The 23,202-nt window shown below is 67.2% G+C and carries 22 protein-coding genes; 13 read left to right on the top strand and 9 right to left on the bottom strand.

Annotated features, from left to right (window positions below):
* Positions 1 to 73: 73 nt before the first annotated feature.
* On the bottom strand, positions 74 to 631 hold the full coding sequence (locus tag G3N98_RS15525) for a single-stranded DNA-binding protein (RefSeq protein WP_059233184.1): 558 nt from the start codon (positions 629 to 631) through the stop codon (positions 74 to 76).
* A gap of 101 nt (positions 632 to 732) precedes the next feature.
* A complete protein-coding gene (locus G3N98_RS15520; protein ID WP_089426342.1) occupies positions 733 to 1,920 on the bottom strand; it encodes an MFS transporter in 1,188 nt (395 codons plus the stop codon).
* A gap of 274 nt (positions 1,921 to 2,194) precedes the next feature.
* On the opposite strand from G3N98_RS15520, the gene uvrA reads away from it, so the two are divergent.
* Together uvrA and G3N98_RS15510 are read left to right on the top strand one after the other, a co-directional pair.
* Complete coding sequence (gene uvrA / locus G3N98_RS15515; RefSeq protein WP_089473576.1) at positions 2,195 to 5,080, top strand: excinuclease ABC subunit UvrA; 2,886 nt, start codon at positions 2,195 to 2,197, stop codon at positions 5,078 to 5,080.
* A gap of 248 nt (positions 5,081 to 5,328) precedes the next feature.
* A complete protein-coding gene (locus G3N98_RS15510) occupies positions 5,329 to 6,414 on the top strand; it encodes an AI-2E family transporter (protein ID WP_174973068.1) in 1,086 nt (361 codons plus the stop codon).
* A 110-nt stretch (positions 6,415 to 6,524) separates the two neighbouring features.
* Here the strand turns inward: G3N98_RS15510 and purU are convergent, their stop codons facing one another.
* The 5 genes from purU to G3N98_RS15485 form a co-directional block, all read right to left on the bottom strand.
* A complete protein-coding gene (gene purU / locus G3N98_RS15505) occupies positions 6,525 to 7,409 on the bottom strand; it encodes a formyltetrahydrofolate deformylase (protein ID WP_175237339.1) in 885 nt (294 codons plus the stop codon).
* Between the two features lie 73 nt (positions 7,410 to 7,482).
* Positions 7,483 to 8,349, bottom strand: coding sequence for a DUF4743 domain-containing protein (locus tag G3N98_RS15500; RefSeq protein ID WP_206148611.1), 867 nt, complete (start codon positions 8,347 to 8,349; stop codon positions 7,483 to 7,485).
* Positions 8,350 to 8,355: 6 nt separating this feature from the next.
* The gene (locus tag G3N98_RS15495) at positions 8,356 to 8,970 is read right to left on the bottom strand and encodes a LysE family translocator (RefSeq protein ID WP_206148610.1); all 615 of its coding nucleotides are present in this window, start codon (positions 8,968 to 8,970) and stop codon (positions 8,356 to 8,358) included.
* A gap of 43 nt (positions 8,971 to 9,013) precedes the next feature.
* The gene (locus tag G3N98_RS15490; protein ID WP_011353218.1) at positions 9,014 to 9,580 is read right to left on the bottom strand and encodes an adenine phosphoribosyltransferase; all 567 of its coding nucleotides are present in this window, start codon (positions 9,578 to 9,580) and stop codon (positions 9,014 to 9,016) included.
* 82 nt (positions 9,581 to 9,662) lie between these two features.
* Positions 9,663 to 11,669: a monovalent cation:proton antiporter family protein gene (locus tag G3N98_RS15485; protein WP_089426656.1), complete on the bottom strand. Its 2,007-nt coding sequence runs from the start codon at positions 11,667 to 11,669 to the stop codon at positions 9,663 to 9,665.
* 125 nt (positions 11,670 to 11,794) lie between these two features.
* On the opposite strand from G3N98_RS15485, the gene kdsD reads away from it, so the two are divergent.
* From kdsD to G3N98_RS15430, 11 genes are all read left to right on the top strand, one after another.
* A complete protein-coding gene (gene kdsD, locus G3N98_RS15480; RefSeq protein WP_039345999.1) occupies positions 11,795 to 12,778 on the top strand; it encodes an arabinose 5-phosphate isomerase KdsD in 984 nt (327 codons plus the stop codon).
* A complete protein-coding gene (locus tag G3N98_RS15475; protein ID WP_089473578.1) occupies positions 12,778 to 13,314 on the top strand; it encodes an HAD family hydrolase in 537 nt (178 codons plus the stop codon). The genes kdsD and G3N98_RS15475 overlap by 1 nt, the downstream gene beginning before the upstream one ends.
* Before the next feature lie 3 nt (positions 13,315 to 13,317).
* On the top strand, positions 13,318 to 13,932 hold the full coding sequence (lptC, locus tag G3N98_RS15470; protein ID WP_089473579.1) for an LPS export ABC transporter periplasmic protein LptC: 615 nt from the start codon (positions 13,318 to 13,320) through the stop codon (positions 13,930 to 13,932).
* Positions 13,933 to 13,952: 20 nt separating this feature from the next.
* Positions 13,953 to 14,618 carry a lipopolysaccharide transport periplasmic protein LptA gene (gene lptA, locus G3N98_RS15465; RefSeq protein WP_089426349.1) on the top strand — a complete coding sequence of 222 codons (666 nt, stop codon included), beginning with the start codon at positions 13,953 to 13,955 and terminating at the stop codon, positions 14,616 to 14,618.
* Complete coding sequence (gene lptB / locus G3N98_RS15460) at positions 14,615 to 15,391, top strand: LPS export ABC transporter ATP-binding protein (RefSeq protein ID WP_039346017.1); 777 nt, start codon at positions 14,615 to 14,617, stop codon at positions 15,389 to 15,391. The genes lptA and lptB overlap by 4 nt, the downstream gene beginning before the upstream one ends.
* 159 nt (positions 15,392 to 15,550) lie before the next feature.
* A complete protein-coding gene (locus tag G3N98_RS15455; protein ID WP_089431697.1) occupies positions 15,551 to 17,056 on the top strand; it encodes an RNA polymerase factor sigma-54 in 1,506 nt (501 codons plus the stop codon).
* 159 nt (positions 17,057 to 17,215) lie between these two features.
* Positions 17,216 to 17,575 (top strand): ribosome-associated translation inhibitor RaiA, encoded by a 360-nt coding sequence (raiA, locus tag G3N98_RS15450; protein ID WP_006477786.1) that lies wholly within the window; start codon positions 17,216 to 17,218, stop codon positions 17,573 to 17,575.
* Between the two features lie 168 nt (positions 17,576 to 17,743).
* Positions 17,744 to 18,283 carry a PTS sugar transporter subunit IIA gene (locus G3N98_RS15445; RefSeq protein WP_089426657.1) on the top strand — a complete coding sequence of 180 codons (540 nt, stop codon included), beginning with the start codon at positions 17,744 to 17,746 and terminating at the stop codon, positions 18,281 to 18,283.
* Positions 18,284 to 18,412: 129 nt separating this feature from the next.
* Positions 18,413 to 19,381 carry an HPr(Ser) kinase/phosphatase gene (hprK, locus tag G3N98_RS15440; protein ID WP_011353227.1) on the top strand — a complete coding sequence of 323 codons (969 nt, stop codon included), beginning with the start codon at positions 18,413 to 18,415 and terminating at the stop codon, positions 19,379 to 19,381.
* Positions 19,382 to 19,455: 74 nt separating this feature from the next.
* A complete protein-coding gene (gene rapZ, locus G3N98_RS15435) occupies positions 19,456 to 20,364 on the top strand; it encodes an RNase adapter RapZ (RefSeq protein ID WP_089473581.1) in 909 nt (302 codons plus the stop codon).
* A 27-nt stretch (positions 20,365 to 20,391) separates the two neighbouring features.
* Positions 20,392 to 21,027: an LON peptidase substrate-binding domain-containing protein gene (locus G3N98_RS15430; protein WP_089426352.1), complete on the top strand. Its 636-nt coding sequence runs from the start codon at positions 20,392 to 20,394 to the stop codon at positions 21,025 to 21,027.
* 214 nt (positions 21,028 to 21,241) lie between these two features.
* On the opposite strand, the gene mutY is transcribed toward G3N98_RS15430, so the two are convergent.
* Both mutY and mutM read right to left on the bottom strand, forming a co-directional pair.
* Positions 21,242 to 22,345, bottom strand: coding sequence for an A/G-specific adenine glycosylase (gene mutY, locus G3N98_RS15425; protein ID WP_089426353.1), 1,104 nt, complete (start codon positions 22,343 to 22,345; stop codon positions 21,242 to 21,244).
* 24 nt (positions 22,346 to 22,369) lie between these two features.
* Positions 22,370 to 23,197 (bottom strand): bifunctional DNA-formamidopyrimidine glycosylase/DNA-(apurinic or apyrimidinic site) lyase, encoded by an 828-nt coding sequence (mutM, locus tag G3N98_RS15420; RefSeq protein WP_089426354.1) that lies wholly within the window; start codon positions 23,195 to 23,197, stop codon positions 22,370 to 22,372.
* Positions 23,198 to 23,202: the final 5 nt, after the last annotated feature.

Raw genomic sequence — 23,202 nt, 5'->3', positions numbered from 1 at the left:
CGAAGGCCCGGGCCAAGCAGCTGGCTTGACTCGGACGTTCGGGCCCATCGTGTGCGGGATGCCGACTTGCCGATCAGAACGGAATATCGTCGTCCATCTCGTCGAAGCCGCCGCCTGCCGGTGCGCTCGGACGGCTTTGCGCGCCGCCGCCTGCACCGCCACGCGCTGCGCCGCCGGCACGACCGCCGCCGCCACCGCCACGCTCCATCTGCTCGCCACGGCCACCGCCGCCGCCACCACCGTAGCCGCCGCCGTAACCGCCTTCGTCACCGCCACCACCGCCGCCGCCGCCCGCACCGCGGCCGCCGAGCATCTGCATCTGGTCAGCGACGATTTCGGTCGAGTAACGATCCTGGCCGTCCTGACCCTGCCACTTGCGCGTGCGGATGCGGCCTTCGATATAGACCGACGACCCCTTCTTCAGGTACTCGCTGACGATTTCCGCCAGGCGACCGAAGAACGCGACGCGATGCCACTCGGTCATTTCCTTGAAATCGCCGCTAGCCTTGTCCTTGTAGCGGTCGGTCGTCGCGAGACGGATGTTCGCAACCGCGTCGCCGCTCGGCAGGTAACGGACTTCAGGATCGGCGCCGAGATTGCCGACGAGGATGACCTTGTTGACGGATGCCATGTGTTTCTCCAGTAAATTCGATGCCGGGCCGCCCGCTCATGCTGTCGGTGCGGCCCGCCGGGCAAGCCGGCGAAAGTCGCCGGGGCCTGCCCGAAGTAAGTTCAGGCCTTGCGCGGCGGCGCTTTCATGCTGGCCGCGATTATAAGCCACGCGGCAACGAGCCCCGAACACGTGTAGAAGACCGTATTGGCCCCACCGTGTTTCAGCAGCCAGCCGCCCACGATGCCGCCGAGCGCGAGCCCGACCGACTGCGTGGTGTTGTAAACACCCGTGGCCGCGCCCTTGCGCGAACCGGGCGCGAGCTTCGACACGAGCGACGGCTGCGACGCTTCCAGGATGTTGAAGCCGAGGAAGTAGACGAAAAGAACCGCCGCCACAATCAGGATGGTATGCGGCGCGCTGCCCAGCAGCAATTGGCCGATCAGGATAGCCAGGATGCCGCCGAGCAGCACCGGCTTCATCTTGCCCCGTTTTTCCGCGACGATGATCGCCGGGACCATCATCACGAACGCGAGCCCCATCACCGGCAGGTAGACCTTCCAGTGCGAGGCGACCGGCAGGCCGCCGTCGACGAGCAGGCGCGGCACGACGAGGAACAGCGCCGTCTGCGTCGCGTGCAGCACCAGCACGCCGAAGTTCAGGCGCAGCAGCTCGACGTTGTGCAGCACCTCGGCGAACGGCGCGGGCACGTGCACGGGCTTGGCCGCATCGGGCACGATCCACAGCACGACGCCGATCGCGAGGATCGACAGCACGCCGACGATCGCGAACAGCCCGCTCATCCCGACCCAGTGGAACACGATCGGCGCACCGACGATCGCGACCGCGAACGACACGCCGATCGAGCCGCCGACCATCGCCATCGCCTTCGTGCGGTTCTGCTCGGAGGTCAGGTCGGCGATGAACGCGAGCACCGCGGACGACACCGCGCCCATCCCCTGGATCACGCGGCCGACGATGATCCACGTGATGTCGTGCGCGGACGCGGCGACGAAGCTGCCGATCGCGAAGATCACGAGGCCGGTCGCGATCACCGGCTTGCGGCCGAACTTGTCGGACGCCCAGCCGTAGAAGATATAGAACAGCGACTGCGTGACGCCGTAGGCCCCGAGCGCGATGCCGACGAGCAGCACGTTGTCGCCGCCCGGGATGGTTTTCGCGTAGACCGAGAACACCGGCATGATCATGAACAGGCCGAGCATGCGCAGCGCGAAGATCGCCGCGAGCGACGTGGTCGCGCGCAATTCGGGCGCGGTCATGCGGGAAGACGTGGCAGACGGATTGGACATCGGGAATGAATTTCGAATGATCGGAATGTCCGCCCGACACCGGGCGGCGGAAGATCAGGACCAGCGGGCCGGGAGGCTTGGCCGGCAACACGTCGGGGCAGGATTCAGGCAGCCCGCAGGCCGCCCGGAACCGCGCGGCGCGGCCGCTGCGGCCACTTTTCCCGGCGCAGGCGCCATCTTGCTGCCACCTGCTGCTAAGGCTGGGGACCCCAAACGACGGCCTCGAAAAGCCGTTATAGTAGCAGGTTTGGTTCCCTCCATTTTCGCCAGGTTCATGGAACAGATCCGCATCCGTGGGGCGCGTACCCACAACCTGAAAAACGTCAATCTCGACCTGCCGCGCCACAAGCTGGTCGTGATTACCGGGTTGTCCGGATCGGGCAAGTCGTCGCTCGCGTTCGATACCCTTTATGCCGAAGGCCAGCGCCGCTACGTCGAAAGCCTGTCCGCGTATGCCCGCCAGTTCCTGCAGCTGATGGAGAAACCCGACGTCGACCTGATCGAAGGCCTGTCGCCGGCGATCTCGATCGAGCAGAAGGCGACGTCCCACAACCCGCGTTCGACCGTCGGCACGGTCACGGAAATCCACGACTACCTGCGACTTTTGTTCGCACGTGTCGGCACGCCGTACTGCCCCGACCACGACATCCCGCTGGAAGCGCAAAGCGTGTCGCAGATGGTCGACGCGGCGCTCGCGCTGCCCGAGGAAACCAAGCTGATGATCCTCGCGCCCGTCGTCGCGGACCGCAAGGGCGAGCATGCCGAGCTGTTCGAGGACATGCAGGCGCAGGGTTTCGTGCGCTTTCGCGTGCGCTCGGGCGGCGGCGCCGCGAACGAAGGCGTCGCGAAGATCTACGAGGTCGAGTCGCTGCCGAAGCTGAAGAAGAACGACAAGCACACGATCGACGTCGTCGTCGATCGTCTCAAGGTGCGCCCGGACATGAAGCAGCGGCTCGCCGAATCGTTCGAGACGGCGCTGCGCCTCGCCGACGGCCGCGCGATCGCGCTCGAGATGGACACCGACCGCGAGTACCTGTTCAGCTCGAAGTTCGCGTGCCCGATCTGCTCGTACTCGCTGCAGGAGCTCGAGCCGCGCCTGTTCTCGTTCAACAACCCGATGGGCGCGTGCCCGGAATGCGACGGCCTCGGCCAGATCACGTTCTTCGACCCGAAGCGGGTCGTCGCGCACCCGTCGCTGTCGCTCGCCGCCGGCGCCGTGAAAGGCTGGGACCGCCGCAACCAGTTCTACTTCCAGATGCTGCAGAGTCTCGCGGCGTTCTACGAATTCGACATCGACGCCGCGTTCGAGGATCTGCCGGAAAAGATCCGGAAGGTGCTGCTGTTCGGCTCGGGCAAGCAGACGATCCCGTTCTCGTACATCAACGAGCGCGGCCGCACGACGATCCGCGAGCACGTGTTCGAGGGGATCATCCCGAACCTCGAGCGCCGCTACCGCGAGACCGATTCGGTCGCGGTGCGCGAAGAGCTGTCGAAGTACCAGAACAACCAGCCGTGCCCGTCGTGCGACGGCACGCGCCTGCGCCGCGAAGCGCGCCACGTGCGGATCGGCACGGGCGACTACGCGCGCGGCATCTTCGAAATCAGCGGCTGGCCGCTGCGCGACGCGCTCGGCTATTTCGACGGCCTGTCGCTCGACGGCGCGAAGCGCGAGATCGCCGACAAGGTCATCAAGGAAATCGTCGCGCGCCTCACCTTCCTGAACAACGTCGGCCTCGACTACCTGTCGCTCGAGCGCAGCGCGGAAACCCTGTCGGGCGGCGAGGCGCAGCGCATCCGGCTCGCGTCGCAGATCGGCTCGGGCCTCACGGGCGTGATGTACGTGCTCGACGAGCCGTCGATCGGCCTGCACCAGCGCGACAACGACCGCCTGATCGCGACCCTCAAGCACCTGCGCGACCTCGGCAACTCGGTGATCGTCGTCGAGCACGACGAGGACATGATCCGCACGGCCGACTACGTCGTCGACATGGGTCCGGGCGCCGGCGAGCACGGCGGCGTGATCGTGGCCGAGGGCACGCCGAAGCAGGTGCAGTCGAACCCGCAGTCGCTCACCGGCCAGTACCTGGTCGGCAAGCGCACGATCGAGTACCCGGACGAGCGGCTGGCCCCCGATCCCGAGCGGATGCTGCGCATCGTCGACGCGCACGGCAACAACCTGAAGCACGTCGATCTGGAGCTGCCGGTCGGCCTGCTGACCTGCATCACCGGCGTGTCGGGCTCCGGCAAGTCGACGCTGATCAACGACACGCTGTATCACGCGGTCGCGCGCCACCTGTACGGCTCGTCGGCCGAGCCGGCGCCGCACGAGGCGATCGAGGGCCTCGAGCACTTCGACAAGGTGATCAACGTCGACCAGTCGCCGATAGGTCGAACGCCGCGCTCGAACCCGGCCACGTATACGGGCCTGTTCACGCCGATCCGCGAGCTGTTCTCGGGCGTGCCGACCTCGAAGGAGCGCGGCTACGATCCGGGCCGTTTCTCGTTCAACGTGAAGGGCGGCCGCTGCGAATCGTGCCAGGGCGACGGCGTGCTGAAAGTGGAAATGCACTTCCTGCCGGACGTCTACGTGCCGTGCGACGTGTGCCACGGCAAGCGCTACAACCGCGAAACGCTCGAAGTGCAGTACAAGGGCAAGAACATCAGCGAAGTGCTCGACATGACGGTCGAGCACGCGTACGAATTCTTCAGCGCGGTGCCGGTCATCGCGCGCAAGCTGAAGACGCTGCTCGACGTCGGCCTCGGCTACATCCGCCTCGGCCAGTCGGCCACGACGCTGTCGGGCGGCGAGGCGCAGCGCGTGAAGCTGTCGCTCGAGCTCTCCAAGCGCGACACCGGCCGCACGCTGTACATCCTCGACGAGCCGACCACCGGCCTGCACTTCCACGACATCGCCCTGCTGCTGGAAGTGATCCACCGGCTGCGCGACCAGGGCAACACGGTCGTGATCATCGAGCACAACCTCGACGTGATCAAGACCGCCGACTGGGTGATCGACCTCGGCCCCGAAGGCGGTGCCGGCGGCGGCCAGATCATCGCGCAGGGCACGCCAGAGCAGGTCGCGAAGACAAAGGCGAGTTTCACCGGCAAATACCTCGCGCCGCTGCTCAAGCGCACGGCCCGCAAGGTCGCGGCCGGCTGACGCGTCCCGCCTGCCTCCCCTCCCGCGCGGCCGCCCGGCCGCGCGCCTTTCCGCCCCGCCGAACCGGCCCCTTCTCGTTTTCCCTCCTGCGTTTACACCATGCGCCAAACGGCCCCGTTGCGGACCATAATGGCAGCTATACTTTACGGTCGTAAGGTTCGCCGTACGCACCAATCCGGTGCGGCGCCGGGCGAACACGGCTCTGCCGCGCATTCCGCGGCATGACACACGAACGACAGGAATCCACGATGGAGAAGCAACCAGACTCGTCGCGCGATGCGCAGAATCGCGAACCGCACCTGCGCAGCGTGCGGCTGACGAGCGACTTCAGCCTGCCGAAGCTGTCGGCGCTCGAGATCGGCAGCTATGCGTTCGCGATCCTCGCGATGTGGCTCGTGATCGAACTCAAGCTGCTCGGCGGGCTGCTGGCCGGCCTGCTGGTCTACCAGCTGATCCACACGATCGCCCCCGTGATCGAACGCCACACCACGAGCATGCGCGCGCGCTGGGTCGCCGTCGTGCTGCTGTCGATCGCGATCGTCGGCGCGTTGACGGGCCTGACGATCGGCATCATCGAACACTTCGAGCGCACGGTGCCGAACCTGCAAAGCCTGCTCGACCAGCTGATGCAGATCGTCGAGCAGACCCGCGCCCGCACGCCGGCCTGGATCGCGAACCTGCTGCCCGTCGACGTCGAGCAGATGAAGACGAAGGCCGCCGTGCTGATGCACTCGCACATGGACCAGCTTCAGCAAAGCGGCAAGAGCGTCGCGCGCGGCTTCGGCCACGTGCTGTTCGGGATGATCATCGGCGCGATGATCGCGATCGGCGTCGAGCACGGCAAGGTACGCCGGCCGCTGTCCACCGCGCTCGTCACGCGCGTGTCGCGCTTCGCCGACGCATTCCGCCGGATCGTGTTCGCACAGATCAAGATCTCGGCGATCAACGCGGTGTTCACGGGCATCTACCTGCTCGTCGCGCTGCCGATCTTCCACCAGCGGCTGCCGCTGTCGAAAACGCTCGTGCTCGTCACGTTCATCGTCGGCCTGCTGCCCGTGATCGGCAACCTGATCTCGAACACGCTGATCGTCGCCGTGTCGCTGTCGGTCAGCATGGGCACCGCGATCGCGTCGCTGGCGTTCCTCGTGGTCATCCACAAGCTCGAATACTTCCTGAACGCGAAGATCATCGGCGGCCAGATCGAGTCGCGCGCATGGGAGCTGCTGCTCGCGATGCTGATCATGGAGGCCGCGTTCGGGCTGCCGGGCGTGATCGCCGCGCCGATCTTCTACGCGTACCTGAAACGCGAGTTGTACCTGCTGCGGCTGATCTGAAGCAGCCCGCCCACCAACAGCGATAAAAAAACGCCGCGCCCCGTGAAGGGCGCGGCGTTTTTGTCTGTGATTGCCCGCCAGCCGACGGCCGGCAATCGGCACTCAACACATCAGCGGAACACGACCGTCTTCGTCCCGTTCAGCACGATCCGGTGCTCGACGTGCCACTTCACCGCACGCGCGAGCGTCACGCATTCGACGTCGCGGCCGATCGCGGTCAGCTGGTCGGGCGTCATGCTGTGGTCGACGCGCTCGACTTCCTGCTCGATGATCGGGCCTTCGTCGAGATCGGTCGTCACGTAGTGCGCGGTCGCGCCGATCAGCTTCACGCCGCGATCGAACGCCTGGTAGTACGGCTTCGCGCCCTTGAAGCTCGGCAGGAACGAATGGTGGATGTTGATCGCGCGGCCGGCGAGCTGCTTGCACAGGTTCGGCGACAGGATCTGCATGTAGCGCGCGAGCACGACCAGATCGGCCTGGTGCTCGTCGATCACTTCCAGCACGCGCGCTTCCTGCGCGGCCTTCGCGGCATCTGACGAGCCGCCGATCAGCGGAAAGTGATGGAACGGAATGTTGTAGCTCGCGGCGAGCTGGTAGAACTCCTTGTGGTTCGACACGATCGCCGGGATCTCGATCGGCAGCTGGCCGGTGCGATAGCGGAACAGCAGGTCGTTCAGGCAGTGGCCGATCTTCGACACCATGATCACGACGCGCGGCTTCACGGCCGCGTCATGCAGCTCCCAGCGCATCGAGAACTGTTCGGCGAGCGGCGCGAATTCCTTGCGAAGCGTGTCGAGCGCCGTCGCGGCATCCGCGCCGCCGCCGTCCTGCTCGAAATGCACGCGCATGAAGAACTCGCTGGTACGGCTGTCGCCGAACTGCGCCGAATCGAGGATGTTGTTGCTGCGCTCGAACAGGAAGCCCGAGACCGCATGGACGATGCCGTGCCGGTCGGGGCACGACAGTTTCAAGATAAAGCTGTGATCGGTCGGCATGACCGCTACTCCCTTCGTTTCCGTATTCGTCAAATTGCCCGTTCGCGCCGCCAGGCTGCGTGCGCGGCACGCGTCACGCGGCCGGTGCGAACAGGGCGTCGATGCCCGCCGCGTCGGCCGCCGGGATCCAGCGGTGGCGCAGCAGCGTGTCGAGCGTCGCGAGGCTCGCATCCATCGTCGCGCGGCCGGCGCGCAGCCAGCCGATCACCTCGGGCACGCCGGCCAGCAGGTGCTCGGCCACTTCGCCGTCCTGGTTGCGCGGCGCGAAGTCGCGCGGCAACGGCAGGTCGTACACGAAGATCAGTTCGGACTGCGTGCCTTCCGGCAGCGAGCACAGCACCTGCACCGCGCGGCCCGCGATCGCGCGCGCGGCCAGTTCGGCCGGAATGCCGGCCTCTTCCCAGCATTCCTTCGCGAGCGTCTCGTGAACGCCCAGGCCCCAGCCGATTCCGCCGGCGACGACGTTGTCGAGCATGCCGGGGTCGGTTGCCTTGGTCTCGCTGCGGCGGCCGAGCCACATCTGCGGGACGGCCGCGGCGGACGGCTCGCCCGGCGCAACCGCATATTCTACGATGCCGTTCAGATGCACCGCGTAAGTCTGCGTGCCGAAGAAGCGCGACGCGGCGCGCTCGATGTACGCGAGCGGCGGATCGTCGAAGCGGTTGCGGATCGCGTAGATCTCGTCGCGCCAGCCGGGAATCGCGCCTTCGGCCGCGAGCGCGCCGATCGCGCTCGCCAGCGCCATGCTGCGTGCGTCGACCGAGTCGTAGCGCGCCGACAGCACGACGCGCTCATCGGCCAGCTCGAACACGTCGGGCCAGCGCACCAGCATCGCGACGTCCTCGCGGCGCACCCAGCCGACCGCCTGGCCGGCAATCTCGAAGCGCAGGTGCGCAGCGGGATCGAAGCGGCGCGCGGCCGCAATGCACGGAAACGTCATCGTCGGTCAGTCCTTCAGCGCCACGCGGATGCCGATCGCGATGAACGTCGCGCCGGCGATCCGGTCGAGCCACACGCCGGCCTTCGGGCGGCGCTTCAGCCATGCGCCGATCATGCCCGCGCCGATGCCGAACAGCGAGAAGACCGCGGCCGTCTGCAGCATGAACAGCGCGCCGAGTTCGAACATCTGCAGCGTGACGCTTTGCGCGCCGTGCGGATCGACGAACTGCGGCAGGAACACGACGAAGAACAGCGTGACCTTCGGGTTCATCAGGTTGCCGATCACGCTCTGCCGGAAGATCGTGCCGAGCGGCTGCGGCGGGCGCGTATGCGCATTCGAGAGTCCCTGGCTGCGCAGCGCCTTGATGCCGATCCACACGAGGTAAGCGGCGCCCGCGAGCTTCAGGATCTGGAACGCGATCGGCGACGAACGCAGCACGGCCGCGACGCCGAGCGCCGCGAGCGTCGTGTGGAACAGGATCCCGGCCGTGAAGCCGAGCGCGGCGACGAAGCCGGCCGCGCGGCCTTGCGAGATGCCGCGTGCGAGCACCTGCAGGTTGTCGGGCCCCGGCGCGAACGTGATCGCGATGGACGTGGCGAGAAACAGCATGAAGTTGGGCATCGTGACCTCGCTGCGTAACGTGGAAGCTCAGGCTGGCCGGCGTTCAGTGGCCGGCGAATTCGGTGACGGTATAAACCGGCAGTCCCGCATTGCGCAGCAGCGCCGAGCCGCCGAGATCGGGCAGGTCGATGATCGCCGCGCCTTCGACGACTTCCGCGCCGAGCCGCTGCAGCAGGTTGCGCCCCGCCATCATCGTGCCGCCGGTTGCGATCAGGTCGTCCATGATGATCACGCGGTCGCCGGGGCGGCACGCATCTTCATGGATCTCGACCGTCGCGCTGCCGTATTCGAGGTCGTACGATTCCGAGCGCGTCTTGTACGGCAGCTTGCCGACCTTGCGGATCGGCACGAAGCCGACGCTCAGTTCGTACGCGACGATCGGCGCGATGATGAAGCCGCGTGCATCGAGGCCCGCGACGTAGTCGAGCTTCGCATCGACATAGCGCTCGACGAACAGGTCGACGAGGATGCGCAGCGCCTTCGGGCTCTGCAGCAGCGTCGTGATGTCGCGGAACATCACGCCCGGCTGCGGCCAGTCGGGCACCGTGCGGATCTGGCTGTGGATGAAGGCGACCGGATCGAGCGGTGCGCCCGACGACGAATGCGGCATGAAACTCTCCGAAAAAAACGGTGCGCGAAGATCGGGCACCGTTTCGAATAAATACGGGTCAGGTTATCAAACCAGGCGCGGCTCAGGCGGCCGCGGCTGGCGGTTCGCGCCGATGGCGCGACAGCCGCTCCTCCGCGAGCGCGAGCGCCTCGGGCAGCCCGCGCAGCACGACGATGTCGCTCGCGCGCAGCTTGGTTTGCGGATCGGGTTCGACGCCGCGGATACCATGCCGGCGAATCGCCGTGACTTCGAGCCCGAGCGCATACAGCCCCAGTTCTTCCAGCGAACGCCCGACCGCGTCCGCGCGCGCATCGACCGGCACCGATTGTAGCCGCACCTGCTCGTGGTCGTCGTCGTCCGCGTCGTCCGCGCCGCGGAAATAGCCGCGCAGCAGGCTGTAGCGTTCGTCGCGCATCTCCTCGACGCGCCGCACGACCTTGCGCATCGGCACACCGACCAGCACCAGCGTGTGCGACGCGAGCATCAGGCTGCCCTCGACGATCTCCGGAATCACCTCGGTCGCACCGGCCGCAAGCAGCTTCTCGAGATCGGCGTCGTCGACGGTGCGCACGATCGCGGGCAGCGTCGGCTCGAGTTCGTGCACGTGATGCAGCACGCGCAGCGCGGACGGCGTGTTCGCATAGGTGATCGCCACCGCTGCCGCGCGGTGGATACCGGCCGCGAGCAGCGACTCGCGGCGCGCCGCGTCGCCGAACACGACCGATTCGCCGGCCGCCGCGGCCGCGCTCACGCGATCGGGGTCGAGGTCGAGCGCGACGTACGAAATGCCTTCCTGTTCGAGCATCCGCGCCAGGTTCTGCCCTGCACGGCCGTAGCCGCAGATGATCACGTGGCCGCGCTGCTTGAGGCTTTGCGTCGCGATCCGCGTCATCTGCAGCGACTGCTGCATCCATTCGGTCGACGACAGCCGCATCACGATCCGGTCGGCGTTCTGGATCAGGAACGGCGCCGCGAGCATCGACAGCAGCATCGACGCGAGAATCGCCTGCAGCAGCGTCGAATCGACGAGGTGCCGGTCGAGGATCAGGTTCAGCAGCACGAAGCCGAATTCGCCAGCCTGCGCGAGCCCGATGCCGGTGCGCATCGCGACACCCGGTGTCGCGCCGAACAGCCGCGCGAGCCCGGCGATCATCGTCCCCTTGAACAGGATCTGCCCGACGAAGAAACCGAGCACGAGGAACGGGTGCTCCCAGATCACGCGCGGGTCGAGCAGCATCCCGGTCGTCACGAAGAACAGGCCGAGCAGCACGTCGCGGAACGGCTTGATGTCCTCCTCCACCTGGTGGCGGAACGGTGTCTCGGAGATCAGCATCCCCGCGATGAACGCGCCGAGCGCGAGCGACAGGCCGAAGCGGTCGGTGATGAATGCGGCGCCGAGCGTGACGAGCAGCAGGTTCAGCACGAACAGTTCCTGCGAGCGGCGCCGCGCGACGACGTTGAGCCAGCGCGTCATGAAGCGCTGGCCGATGACCAGCAGCAGCGTGAGCGCGATCACGATCTTGACGGCCGCGAAGCCGAGCGTGATCGCGAGGTCCTTCGACGATTCGGCGCCGAACGCGGCGATCACGATCAGCAGCGGCACCACCGCGAGATCCTGGAACAGCAGCACGCCGAAGATGTTGCGGCCGTGCTCGGTCTCGATCTCGAGCCGCTCGGCGAGCATCTTCGACACGATCGCCGTCGACGACATCGCGAGCGCACCGCCGAGCGCGATGCTGCCCTGCCACGTGATGTGCACCCAGTGCTCGAACAGCATGCCGAGCACGAGCGCGAGCACGAGCGTCGCGACGACCTGCAGCAGCCCGAGCCCGAACACGAGCCGCTGCATCGCCCTCAGCTTCGCCAGCGAGAACTCGAGGCCGATCGAAAACATCAGGAACACCACGCCGAATTCCGCGAGATGCTCGGCCCGCTCCAGATCCGCGGCGATGCCGAACGCATGCGGGCCGACCAGGATGCCGACGGTCAGGTAGCCGAGCATCGGCGGCAGGTTCAACGAGCGGAATACGACGACGCCCACCACTGAGGCCAGCAGCAGCAGCAGGGTCATTTCGAGCGGGGAAATCACGGGCGAAGCGTCCTCGTTCGTCGGGGCCACGGCAATGCGGGCGCGGGTGGTGGCGGTGGTCAGGCGACCTCGGACGAGTCCGAAGGCCCGGCGCGGCGAACAAACGCCTTTGCTATACTCCGCGCATGATAGCGAAAATCAATGATGACCGGGCGCTCGCGCTCGCCCGCGACGTGCTCGACATCGAGGCGGACGCCGTGCGCGCGCTGCGCGACCAGCTCGACGGCGGCTTCGTCCAGGCCGTCGCGCTGCTGCTCGGCTGCCGCGGCCGCGTGGTGGTGTCCGGTATCGGCAAATCGGGGCATATTGCCCGCAAGATCGCGGCCACGCTGGCCAGCACCGGCACGCCGGCCTTCTTCGTCCACCCGGCCGAGGCCAGCCACGGCGACCTCGGGATGGTCACCTCCGACGACGTCTTCATCGGCATCTCCTATTCCGGCGAATCCGAAGAACTCGTGGCGATCCTGCCGCTCGTGAAGCGGATCGGCGCGAAGCTGATCGCGATCACGGGCCGCGCGGAATCGAGCCTCGGCACGCTCGCCGACGTGAACCTGAACGCCGCGGTCTCGAAAGAGGCCTGCCCGATGAACCTCGCGCCCACCGCGAGCACGACCGCCGCGCTCGCGCTCGGCGACGCGCTCGCCGTGGCGGTGCTCGACGCGCGCGGCTTCGGCTCCGAGGATTTCGCGCGCTCGCACCCGGGCGGCGCGCTCGGCCGGCGCCTGCTCACCTACGTGCGCGACGTGATGCGCTCGGGCGACGACGTCCCGTCCGTCGGGCTCGACGCGACGCTGTCGGACGCCCTGTTCCAGATCACCGCGAAGCGCCTCGGCATGACCGCGGTGGTCGACGCCGGCGGCAAGGTTGCGGGCATCTTCACCGATGGCGACCTGCGCCGCGTGCTCGCGCGTGACGGCGACTTCCGCACGCTGCCAATCACCGACGTGATGACGCGCGACCCGCGCACGGTTGCTCCGGATCACCTGGCGGTCGAGGCCGTGGAACTGATGGAGCGCCACCGGATCAACCAGATGCTGGTGGTCGATGCCGACGGCGTGCTGATCGGCGCGCTGAACATGCACGACCTGTTTTCGAAGAAGGTGATCTGATGAGCGCAGCGCTGACTGCGGCCGAACGCGCGAGCCGCGTGAAGCTGATGATTTTCGACGTCGACGGTGTGCTGACCGACGGCGGCCTGCTGTTTACCGCGGCCGGCGACGCGATGAAGTCGTTCAATTCGCTCGACGGCCACGGCGTGAAGCTGCTCGGCGAAGCCGGCATCGCGACCGCGATCATCACGGGCCGCCGCTCGGAGATCGTCGCGGCGCGCGCGAAGGAAATGAAGATCGCGCACCTGTTCCAGGGCGTCGAGAACAAGCTCGCCGTGTTCACCGACCTGATCGCCTCGCTCGGCCTCACCGCCGACCAGTGCGGTTACATGGGCGACGACTGGCCCGACCTGCCCGTGATGCTGCGCTGCGGCTTCGCGACGGCCCCCGCGAACGCGCACCCCGAGGTGATCGCCCGCGCGCACTGGGTGGCCGAGGCCCGCGGCGGCCATGGCGCCGTACGCGAAGTCTGCGACGCGATCCTGCGCGCGCAGCGCCGCTACGACGCGCTGCTCGCGGCCGCCTGCGGAGCCTGACGGATGAACACGCATTTCCGCTGGACCCAGCTGCTGCCGCTCGTCGCGGTCGCCGCGCTCGCGGGCATCACCTGGTGGCTGCTGCAGGCCACGCTGCCGCCGCCCGGCGAGGGCACCGTGCAGCCGAAGCGCCACACGCCCGACTATTTCGCCGACAACTTCTCGGTCACCGAGCTCGACCAGTCGGGCGCGACCCAGTACCGGCTGACGGCCGCGAAGCTGGTCCATTACGAAGACACCGAAGACAGCGACCTGACCGATCCGGCCATGCGCGCGTTCCAGCCCGGCAAGCCGGTCGTGACGACCACGTCGAAGCGCGGCACCGTCAACGGCGACGTGTCGATCGTCGACTTGTACGACGACGCGCGCATCCTGCGCGCGGCCGGCGGCGGCGATCCGCAGATGCAGGCTGATTCCCAGCATTTCCGGATCTTCGTCAATGACGATGTGATCCAGACCGAAAAGCCGGTTAAACTTCAGCGCGGCCTGTCGCTCGTCAACGCGACCGACGGCATGAAGTACAACAACGTCACCCGGGTCATCGAGCTTTACGGCAACGTGCGCGGCACGATCGCCGCGCAGGACACGTCCGGCGGCTCGAAAGCTCAACCCAAGTGACGCATCCCTCACGTGACTGCATGAACGAATCGTTCCCTCGACAGATTTCCGGCGGCGCTGCGCGCGCCGTCCGCGCCGCGCTTGCCGCGACGCTCGTGGCGCTCCCGCTGGTCGGGCTGGCGCCGCTCGCCCATGCCGAGAAGGCCGACCAAGGCAAGCCGATCAACGTCGAGGCCGACAACCTGACCTATGACGACCTGAAGCAGGTCACGGTCGCGACCGGCAACGTCGTGATCACGAAGGGCACGATCATCATCAAGGGCGATCGCGTCGAAGTGCGCCAGGACCCGGAAGGCTATCAGTACGCCACTTCGTTCGGCAGCGGCAAGAAGCACGCGACGTTCCGCCAGAAGCGCGAAGGCCTCGACGAGTACATCGACGGCGACGCCGAGCGCATCGACTACGACGGCAAGCAGGACCTGACCACGCTGACCACCGCCGCGACCGTGCGCCGCCTGCAGGGCACGTCGACCGTCGCCGATACCGTGCACGGCAGCGTGATCACGTACGACGGCCAGCGCGACTTCTACACCGCGAAGGGCGGCAAGGACGTCGCCGCGCCGGGCAACCCGAACGGCCGCGTGCGCGCGATGCTGTCGCCGAAGAACGGCGGCCCCGCGCCGCTGAACGGCGCGCCGGCAAAGCTGTCGCCGTCGACCACGATCCAGGGGGCGCCGGGCCAATGAACGCGCTACCGAACCGCCAGCCGGCCGGCACGACGAGCTCGCTCGTCGTCCGCAACCTGAAGAAGCGCTACGGCTCGCGCACGGTCGTCAAGGACGTGTCGCTCGACGTGAAAAGCGGCGAAGTCGTCGGCCTGCTCGGCCCGAACGGCGCCGGCAAGACCACGTCGTTCTACATGATCGTCGGCCTGGTGCCGCTCGACGCGGGCGAGATCTCGCTGAACGGCAGCTCGATCAGCCTGCTGCCGATCCACAAGCGCGCGTCGCTCGGCCTGTCGTACCTGCCGCAGGAAGCGTCCGTGTTCCGCAAGCTGACCGTCGAGGAGAACATCCGCGCGGTGCTCGAGCTGCAGCACGGCGAAGACGGCAAGCGGCTGTCGAAGGACGCGATCTCGTCGCGCGCCGAAGCGCTGCTCGACGAGCTGCAGATCGCCCACCTGCGCGAGAATCCCGCGCTGTCGCTGTCGGGCGGCGAACGGCGCCGGGTCGAAATCGCGCGCGCGCTGGCCACCAACCCGAACTTCATCCTGCTCGACGAACCGTTCGCCGGCGTCGACCCGATCGCGGTGCTCGAGATCCAGAAGATCGTCAAGTTCCTGAAGCAGCGCAACATCGGCGTGCTGATTACCGATCACAACGTCCGCGAAACGCTCGGCATCTGCGACCACGCCTACATCATCAGCGACGGCTCGGTGCTCGCCGCCGGTGCGCCGAGCGAAATCATCGAAAACGAAAGCGTACGCCGCGTGTACCTCGGCGAACACTTCCGGATGTAACTCCTCCTCGTGGCTGGCTGCACCCCGCCCGGCGTCGCCGCGCGGGGCCGCGCCCCGCTTCGCGGCCATGCCCGCGGCCGGGCGGCGCGCCGCGCGTAATCGCGGATGGCTCAACGCGCCTGGGTCGTGGCAAACTGCCGGTATGACTCCCTCCTTGCCATGAAAGCCAGCCTTCAACTCCGCCTGTCGCAACATCTGGCGCTGACGCCCCAGCTACAGCAGTCGATCCGGCTCCTGCAGTTGTCGACGCTCGAATTGCAGCAGGAAGTCGCGATGGCCGTCGCGCAGAACCCGCTGCTCGAGAACGAGGATGAATGGATCGCGAGCCCGCTGCGTGTCGCTGCGGACGGATCGCTGATCGCGCAGACGCCTCCCGCGCAGAACACCGAGCCCGCTGCGACCAACGGCAGCAGTTCGTCGAGCGATCGTGCCGAGCGCGACGAGCCGGCCGGCGCGGACGAATACGACGGTTATGCCTCCGGCGACGGCAACGACGGCCCGCAGTGGAACCTCGACGAATACGGCCGCTCGAGCGGCGCATCCGACGACGACGACCTCCCGCCGCTGCAGGTGCAGGAAGCGGCGACGTCGCTGCGCGACCACCTGTCCGCGCAGTTGCGCGTCACGCAGGCCGGCCCGCGCGACCGCGCGCTCGTGATGTTCCTGATCGAATCGCTCGACGACGACGGCTACCTGACCGCCACGCTCGATGAAGTGCTCGCCGACCTGCCGCCCGAGCTGGAGATCGACTGCGACGAACTCAACGCGGCGCTCGCGCTGCTGCACAGCTTCGATCCGGCCGGGGTCGGTGCCCGTTCGGCGTCCGAATGCCTGAAGCTGCAGTTGCTGCGCCTCGATCCGTCCCCGACACGCACGCTCGCGCTCGAGATCGTGTCGCAGCATCTCGAGCTGCTCGCCGCCCGCGACTTCACGCGGCTGCGCAAGCACCTGAAGGCGAGCGACGACGCGCTGCGCGACGCGCACACGCTGATCCGCTCGCTGGAGCCGTTCCCCGGCGCCGCATACGGCAAGGCCGAGGCCGACTACGTCGTACCCGACATCATCGTGAAGAAGGCCGGCCAGGGATGGCTCGCGGAGCTCAATCCGGAGGTCGTGCCGCGCCTGCGGATCAACAACCTTTACGCGAACATCCTGCGCAACAGCCGCGGCGATCCGTCGGCCGGTTCGCTCAAGCAGCAGCTCCAGGAAGCACGCTGGCTGATCAAGAACATCCAGCAGCGTTTCGACACGATCCTGCGTGTCGCGCAGGCCATTGTCGAGCGTCAAAAGAACTTCTTTGCGCACGGTGAAATTGCCATGCGCCCCTTGGTTTTGCGGGAAATTGCTGATACGCTGGGCCTACACGAGTCGACTGTCAGCCGTGTGACAACCGGGAAGTACATGCTGACCCCGTTCGGGACGCTTGAATTTAAGTACTTCTTCGGATCCCACGTCTCGACCGACACCGGTGGCGCCGCTTCGTCGACAGCCATCCGAGCCCTCATCAAGCAACTGATAGGAGCTGAAGACCCTAAATCGCCACTTTCGGACAGCCGCATTGCCGAGCTGCTGGCAGAACAGGGATTCGTGGTCGCGCGCCGCACGGTTGCGAAGTATCGCGAAGCCCTCAAGATCCCGGCAGTGAATCTGCGCAAGTCTCTTTAAGCCTGCTGCCTGCCCGGCGGCAGGCGTGTCCCGACCACCGCGCACACGGGGAACAGGCCGGGCGACCTGTCCGCGATACGCCGCCTTCATGCGGCACGGGCAAGTCGACCGGAGCGCCGCCTCGATGCGGCCGGGTGGTCACTCGCTTGGAGAAGCACTATGAACCTGAAGATCAGTGGACATCATCTCGAAGTCACGCCTGCAATTCGCGAATACGTGATCACCAAGCTGGACCGGGTGCTACGGCATAGCGATCAGGTGATCGATGGCACTGTGATCCTCTCGGTCGACAACCACAAGGAAAAGGACAAGCAGCAGCGCGCGGAAATCAACCTGCACCTGAAGGGCAAGGACATCTTCGTCGAAAGCGCGAACGGTAACCTGTATGCAGCGATCGACCTGCTGATCGACAAGCTGGATCGCCAGGTCGTCAAGCACATGGAGCGTCTGCAAACGCACGCGCACGACCCGATCAAGCTTCAACCGTCGATCGACCAGATCGAACTGCCGCCGCAGTAACCTTCACCGCAACACACACGTCGCCCGGTTCGCCGGGCGTTTTTTTTGCGACTCCGCGCAGGGGTGCAACCGGTCCGTCCGCGCTGCGCCACGCACGCGGCTGTGCTCTATAATGTTCCGGTTATCGCCGGGGGGCGCTGGATGCGGTAGCTGCCTTGCAGGTTGCCGATGCCGAACGCCTTGATATCGCCGAACATGGATAGTCAGTCTGCCGCCGCAAGGAGACCCCAGGCCGCCCAATCGCCTGCCAACATGAATCGCCTAGCCAAAATCCTGCCCATAGAGAACGTCGTCATCGACCTCTCAGTCACCAGCAAGAAACGCGTGTTCGAACAAGCCGGGCTGATGTTCGAGAATCAGAACGGCATCGCCCGCAGCACCGTCACGGACAACCTGTTCGCGCGCGAGCGCCTCGGCTCGACCGGGCTCGGCGAAGGCGTCGCGATTCCGCACGGGCGCATCAAGGGGCTCAAGCACCCGCTCGCCGCGTTCGTCCGGCTCGCCGATGCGATCCCGTTCGAAGCCCCCGACGGCCAGCCGGTCGGTCTCCTGATCTTCCTGCTCGTGCCCGAGCAAGCCACCCAGCAGCACCTCGAGATCCTGTCGGAAATCGCGCAACTGCTGTCCGATCGCGACGCGCGCGAGCGTCTGCACAACGAAACGGATATCGCCGAGTTGCATCGCCTGCTCACTCAGTGGCAACCTTGAGTTGATCCGGGCGGAATATTTTCCCGTACGCGGCGGCACACGCCGCCGTTCAGGGCCGCCCGGCGCCGGCCCGGCATGGCGACGTCCGTCGCCGCGCGCACGCACCGGCCCATTGGAGTGACGAGAGTCATGGATACGTCCAGCATCAACGCCCAGAGCATCTTCGACGACAACGCGGCCACGCTGAAACTGAGCTGGCTGACGGGGCATGAAGGCTGGGAGCGCGGTTTTTCGGCCGACACCGTCGGCAATGCAACCTCGAGCGCCGACCTCGTCGGCCACCTGAACCTGATCCACCCGAACCGGATCCAGGTGCTCGGCGAAGCCGAAATCGACTACTACCAGCGGCAAACCGACGAAGACCGCTCGCGCCACATGGCCGAGCTGATCGCGCTCGAGCCGCCGTTCCTCGTCGTCGCCGGCGGGGCCGCGGCGCCGCCCGAACTCGTGCTGCGCTGCACGCGCTCGTCGACCCCGCTGTTCACCACGCCCATGTCGGCCGCCGCGGTGATCGACAGCCTGCGGCTCTACATGTCGCGCATCCTCGCGCCGCGCGCGACGCTGCACGGCGTGTTCATCGACATCCTCGGGATGGGCGTGCTGCTGACCGGCGATTCGGGCCTCGGCAAGAGCGAGCTCGGCCTCGAGCTGATCAGCCGTGGCCACGGCCTCGTCGCCGACGACGCGGTCGATTTCGTTCGACTTGGCCCCGATTTCGTCGAAGGGCGCTGCCCGCCGCTGCTGCAGAACCTGCTCGAAGTGCGCGGTCTGGGCCTGCTCGACATCAAGACGATCTTCGGCGAAACCGCCGTGCGGCGGAAAATGAAGCTGAAGCTGATCGTCCAGCTCGTGCGGCGCCCCGACGGCGAATTCCAGCGCCTGCCGCTCGAAAGCCAGACCGTCGACGTGCTCGGCCTGCCGATCAGCAAGGTCACGATCCAGGTCGCGGCCGGCCGCAACCTCGCGGTGCTCGTCGAGGCGGCCGTCCGGAACACGATCCTGCAGTTGCGCGGAATCGACACGTTGCGCGATTTCATGGATCGGCAACGACTCGCGATGCAAGATCCCGACAGTCAGTTCCCCGGCAAACTGGTGTAACCGCACGCGCCGGCCACGCAACGCCGACGCGTCGAGCCGGTGCTATGATGAAACGTCAGGATTCTCTGCTTCCCATGCGCATCGTCCTCATCACCGGCATCTCCGGCTCAGGCAAGTCCGTCGCGCTGAACGCGCTCGAAGACGCAGGCTATTACTGCGTCGACAACCTGCCGCCGCACGTGCTCCCCGAACTCGCCCGCTACCTCGCCGAGGATGGCCAGCGCCGGCTCGCGGTCGCGATCGACGCGCGCTCGAGTGCGTCGCTCGACGAAATGCCCGGCCTGATCCGCGACCTGTCGCGCGAGCACGACGTGCGCGTGCTGTTCCTCAACGCGAGCACCCAGGCGCTGATCCAGCGCTTCTCCGAGACGCGCCGCCGCCATCCGCTGTCCGGCTCGCTGTCGCACGATGCGGACGTCGGCCTGCTGTCGTCGCTCGAGGAAGCGATCGAGCGCGAACGGCACCTCGTCGCGCCGCTCGCCGAATTCGGCCACCAGATCGACACGAGCACGCTGCGCGCGAACGCGCTGCGGACGTGGGTCAAGCGCTTCATCGAGCAGAAGAACAACGACCTGATGGTGATGTTCGAATCGTTCGGCTTCAAGCGCGGCGTGCCGCTCGACGCCGACCTGATGTTCGACGTGCGCGCGCTGCCGAATCCGTACTACGACCACGAGTTGCGCCCGCTCACCGGGCTCGACCAGCCGGTCATCGCCTTTCTCGACGCACTGCCGATCGTCCATCAGATGATCGACGACATCCATGCGTTCCTGATGAAATGGCTGCCGCACTTCCGCGATGACAACCGCAGCTACCTGACCGTCGCCATTGGCTGCACCGGCGGGCAGCATCGGTCGGTGTTCATCGCGGAAACGCTCGCCGCGCGCCTTGCGCACGACGCGAACGTGATCGTGCGGCATCGTGACGCGCCAGTGGATGTCGACGCGTCGTCGCGGCTCGTCTCCGAGGTCGACCGACCCTAGCGACGCCCGCCCCAACGCCCGCGCGCCATGTCCTCCCTATCGACCACCCTGATCGACCTGCCGCTGTTTCCGCTGCACACGGTGCTGTTTCCGGGGGGCCTGCTCCCGCTCAAGGTGTTCGAGGCGCGCTATCTCGACATGGCCCGCGCGTGCCTGCGCGACGACGCACCGTTCGGCGTGTGCCTGCTGAAGAGCGGGCCGGAAGTCGCGCAGGACGGCGCCGTATCGGTGCCGGAGACCATCGGCTGCATGGCGCGCATCACCGAATGCGATACCGGTGAATTCGGCATGCTGTACCTGCAGGCGGTCGGCACGCAGCGTTTCGAGCTGCTGTCGTATCGCGTCGAAGGCAACGGGCTGCTGGTCGGCATCGCGGAGCCGCTGCCCGACGACATCCCGCTCGAAGGCGAGCAGTCACTCGCGCAGTTCGGCTCGTGCGCCGAGGTGCTCGAGCGCATCATCGACGCACTGAAGAAGTCCGATCCGGAGAAGATGCCATTCGGCGAACCGTTCCGCCTCGACGATCCGAGCTGGGTATCGAACCGTCTCGCGGAACTGCTGCCGCTCGACCTGCGCGCGCGGCAGAAGCTGATGGAGTTTCCGGACGTCGGCGCACGCATCGACGCCGTGCACCACGTGCTCGACCGGCATGGCTGGTTATAGCGTGCCCGGGACCTGTCGCTTTGCCTGAGCTATCCGGGAGACGGCATCCCCCGAGGGGCTTCCTTCCGGGCGAAAAGCCGGGCCGGCGTTTTCTGTATCACCCCAGACAGCCACTTCGCGCCAGCCAACCCAAGGCGGCTTCCGTCGGCACGAAAAACCACGAGCGTCCGACGTCTCCCTGAAAGCGCGGCATGCGCCGCGCCTCTCCCCTTCGTTACAGCAGCGGCCCGCTCAGTGCATCGAGCAGCTTGCGCACGGGCGCCGGCACGCCATACGCGTCGAGCCGGCTCAGCGGCACCCAGGCGGTGTCCGCGTCCCGCGCGCCGGCAGGCAGGCCGCCGTCGGCCATGTCGCTCAGCCGCGGCTCGATCTCGAGCCGGAAATGCGTGAACGTGTGCGTGAGCGGCGCGAGCGGCACCGTGCCGCCGCCGCCGAAGCCGCGTGCGAGTTCCGCGAGCGCGGCGTCGCCGTCCGCCTGCGGCAGGCTCCACAGCCCGCCCCAGATGCCGGTCGGCGGCCGCCGCTCGAGCAGCACGGCGTCACCGTCGCGCAGCACGAGCATCCAGGTCTTGCGGGTCGGCACGGCCTTCTTCGGCCGCGCGGCCGGCAGTTCGCGCTGGCGGCCCGTCGATTGCGCGACGCAGTCGCCCGCGAACGGGCAGCGCGCGCAATCGGGCTTGCCGCGCACGCACAGCGTCGCGCCGAGATCCATCAGCCCCTGCGTGTACGCGCTCACGTCGGCCGCGTTCGCGGCGTCGGGCAACAGCGATTCGGCGAGCGCCCACATGTCGTTCTCGACACGCTTCTCGCCCGGGAAGCCCTCGACGCCGAACACCCGCGCAAGCACGCGCTTCACGTTGCCGTCGAGGATCGTCGCGCGCGCGCCGTACGCGAACGACGCGATCGCCGCGGCCGTCGAACGGCCGATGCCCGGCAATTCGGCCAGCGCGTCGGGCGTCGCCGGGAACGCACCGCCGTGCTCGGCGACGACGACCTGCGCGCAGCGATGCAGGTTGCGCGCGCGCGAGTAATAGCCGAGCCCCGCCCAGAGCGCCATCACGTCGTCGGTCGGCGCGGCCGCGAGCGCGGCGACGTCGGGGTAGCGTTCGAGAAAGCGCGTGTAATACGGGATGACGGTCGATACCTGCGTCTGCTGCAGCATGATTTCCGACAGCCAGATCCGGTACGGATCACGGGTGTTCTGCCACGGCAGGTCGTGGCGGCCATGCTCGCGCTGCCACGCGACCAGGCGCGTGGCGAACGTGCGATGCAGCGGCGTGACGGGGAACGGAGCGGGGGCGATGCGGGGCGGCTTCAAGTTATCTAATTGTGGAAAAAGGTTTCAACGCTGGCAGGTCGGACAGAAATAGGTCGACCGCTGGCCCTGCACGATCTGGCGGATCGGCGTGTTGCATACGCGACATGGCTGGCCCGCACGGTCGTAGACGAAGCAGTCGAGCTGGAAATAGCCGCTTTCGCCGTTGCTGCCGACGAAATCGCGCAATGTGCTGCCGCCGCGCTCGATCGCGTCGGCAAGCGTCGCGCGCACTGCGTCGGCCAAACGCTCGTAGCGCGGCAGCGACACCTTGCCGGCGGCCGTCGTCGGCCGGATGCCGGCGCGAAACAGGCTCTCCGACGCATAGATGTTGCCGACGCCGACGACCATGTCGCCCGCGAGCAGCGCCTGCTTGACCGACACGGTGCGCCCGCGCGTGCGCGCGTGCAGCAGCGCGCCGGTGAACGCCGGCGAGAACGGCTCGACGCCGAGGCTCGCGAGGAGCGGATGCGCATGCACGTCGCCCGCTTCGCGCGGGTGCCACAGCACCGCGCCGAAGCGGCGCGGATCGCGGAACCGCAGCACGAATTCGTCGAAGATCCAGTCGATGTGGTCGTGCTTCGCGGCGACCGGCACGCCGGCCGCGGGCAGCACGCGCAGCGTGCCCGTCATGCCGAGGTGGACGATGAACCAGCCCGCGTCGACCTCGAACAGCAGGTACTTGCCGCGACGCTCGACGGCGCGCACCTCGCGCGCGCGCAACTGCTCGGCGAGCCCCGCCGGCACGGGCCAGCGCAGCATCTCGGTACGGACGTCGACACGCTCGACGCGGCGGCCCGCGACAAAGGGCTCGATGCCCCGGCGCGTGACTTCGACTTCTGGCAACTCTGGCATGTTTT

The sequence above is a fragment of the Burkholderia sp. Tr-20390 genome (assembly GCF_017104595.1).
Classification (GTDB): domain Bacteria; phylum Pseudomonadota; class Gammaproteobacteria; order Burkholderiales; family Burkholderiaceae; genus Burkholderia.
The sequence above is the reverse complement of the archived record's forward strand: the minus strand, read 5'-3'. Positions and strand labels throughout refer to the sequence as shown.

Bases quoted from the DNA above. Each gene is read 5' to 3' on its own strand.
- uvrA (WP_089473576.1), top strand. From the start codon at position 2,195: ATGGAACAGATCCGCATCCGTGGGGCGCGTACCCACAACCTGAAAAAC.
- hprK (WP_011353227.1), top strand. From the start codon at position 18,413: ATGGATACGTCCAGCATCAACGCCCAGAGCATCTTCGACGACAACGCG.
- purU (WP_175237339.1), bottom strand. From the start codon at position 7,409: ATGCCGACCGATCACAGCTTTATCTTGAAACTGTCGTGCCCCGACCGG.
- lptA (WP_089426349.1), top strand. From the start codon at position 13,953: ATGAACGAATCGTTCCCTCGACAGATTTCCGGCGGCGCTGCGCGCGCC.
- rapZ (WP_089473581.1), top strand. From the start codon at position 19,456: ATGCGCATCGTCCTCATCACCGGCATCTCCGGCTCAGGCAAGTCCGTC.
- lptC (WP_089473579.1), top strand. From the start codon at position 13,318: ATGAACACGCATTTCCGCTGGACCCAGCTGCTGCCGCTCGTCGCGGTC.
- G3N98_RS15455 (WP_089431697.1), top strand. From the start codon at position 15,551: ATGAAAGCCAGCCTTCAACTCCGCCTGTCGCAACATCTGGCGCTGACG.
- G3N98_RS15520 (WP_089426342.1), bottom strand. From the start codon at position 1,920: ATGTCCAATCCGTCTGCCACGTCTTCCCGCATGACCGCGCCCGAATTG.
- G3N98_RS15490 (WP_011353218.1), bottom strand. From the start codon at position 9,580: ATGCCGCATTCGTCGTCGGGCGCACCGCTCGATCCGGTCGCCTTCATC.
- G3N98_RS15510 (WP_174973068.1), top strand. From the start codon at position 5,329: ATGGAGAAGCAACCAGACTCGTCGCGCGATGCGCAGAATCGCGAACCG.
- raiA (WP_006477786.1), top strand. From the start codon at position 17,216: ATGAACCTGAAGATCAGTGGACATCATCTCGAAGTCACGCCTGCAATT.
- mutM (WP_089426354.1), bottom strand. From the start codon at position 23,197: ATGCCAGAGTTGCCAGAAGTCGAAGTCACGCGCCGGGGCATCGAGCCC.
- G3N98_RS15445 (WP_089426657.1), top strand. From the start codon at position 17,744: ATGCCGAACGCCTTGATATCGCCGAACATGGATAGTCAGTCTGCCGCC.
- G3N98_RS15500 (WP_206148611.1), bottom strand. From the start codon at position 8,349: ATGACGTTTCCGTGCATTGCGGCCGCGCGCCGCTTCGATCCCGCTGCG.
- G3N98_RS15495 (WP_206148610.1), bottom strand. From the start codon at position 8,970: ATGCCCAACTTCATGCTGTTTCTCGCCACGTCCATCGCGATCACGTTC.
- kdsD (WP_039345999.1), top strand. From the start codon at position 11,795: ATGATAGCGAAAATCAATGATGACCGGGCGCTCGCGCTCGCCCGCGAC.
- lptB (WP_039346017.1), top strand. From the start codon at position 14,615: ATGAACGCGCTACCGAACCGCCAGCCGGCCGGCACGACGAGCTCGCTC.
- G3N98_RS15525 (WP_059233184.1), bottom strand. From the start codon at position 631: ATGGCATCCGTCAACAAGGTCATCCTCGTCGGCAATCTCGGCGCCGAT.
- G3N98_RS15475 (WP_089473578.1), top strand. From the start codon at position 12,778: ATGAGCGCAGCGCTGACTGCGGCCGAACGCGCGAGCCGCGTGAAGCTG.
- G3N98_RS15430 (WP_089426352.1), top strand. From the start codon at position 20,392: ATGTCCTCCCTATCGACCACCCTGATCGACCTGCCGCTGTTTCCGCTG.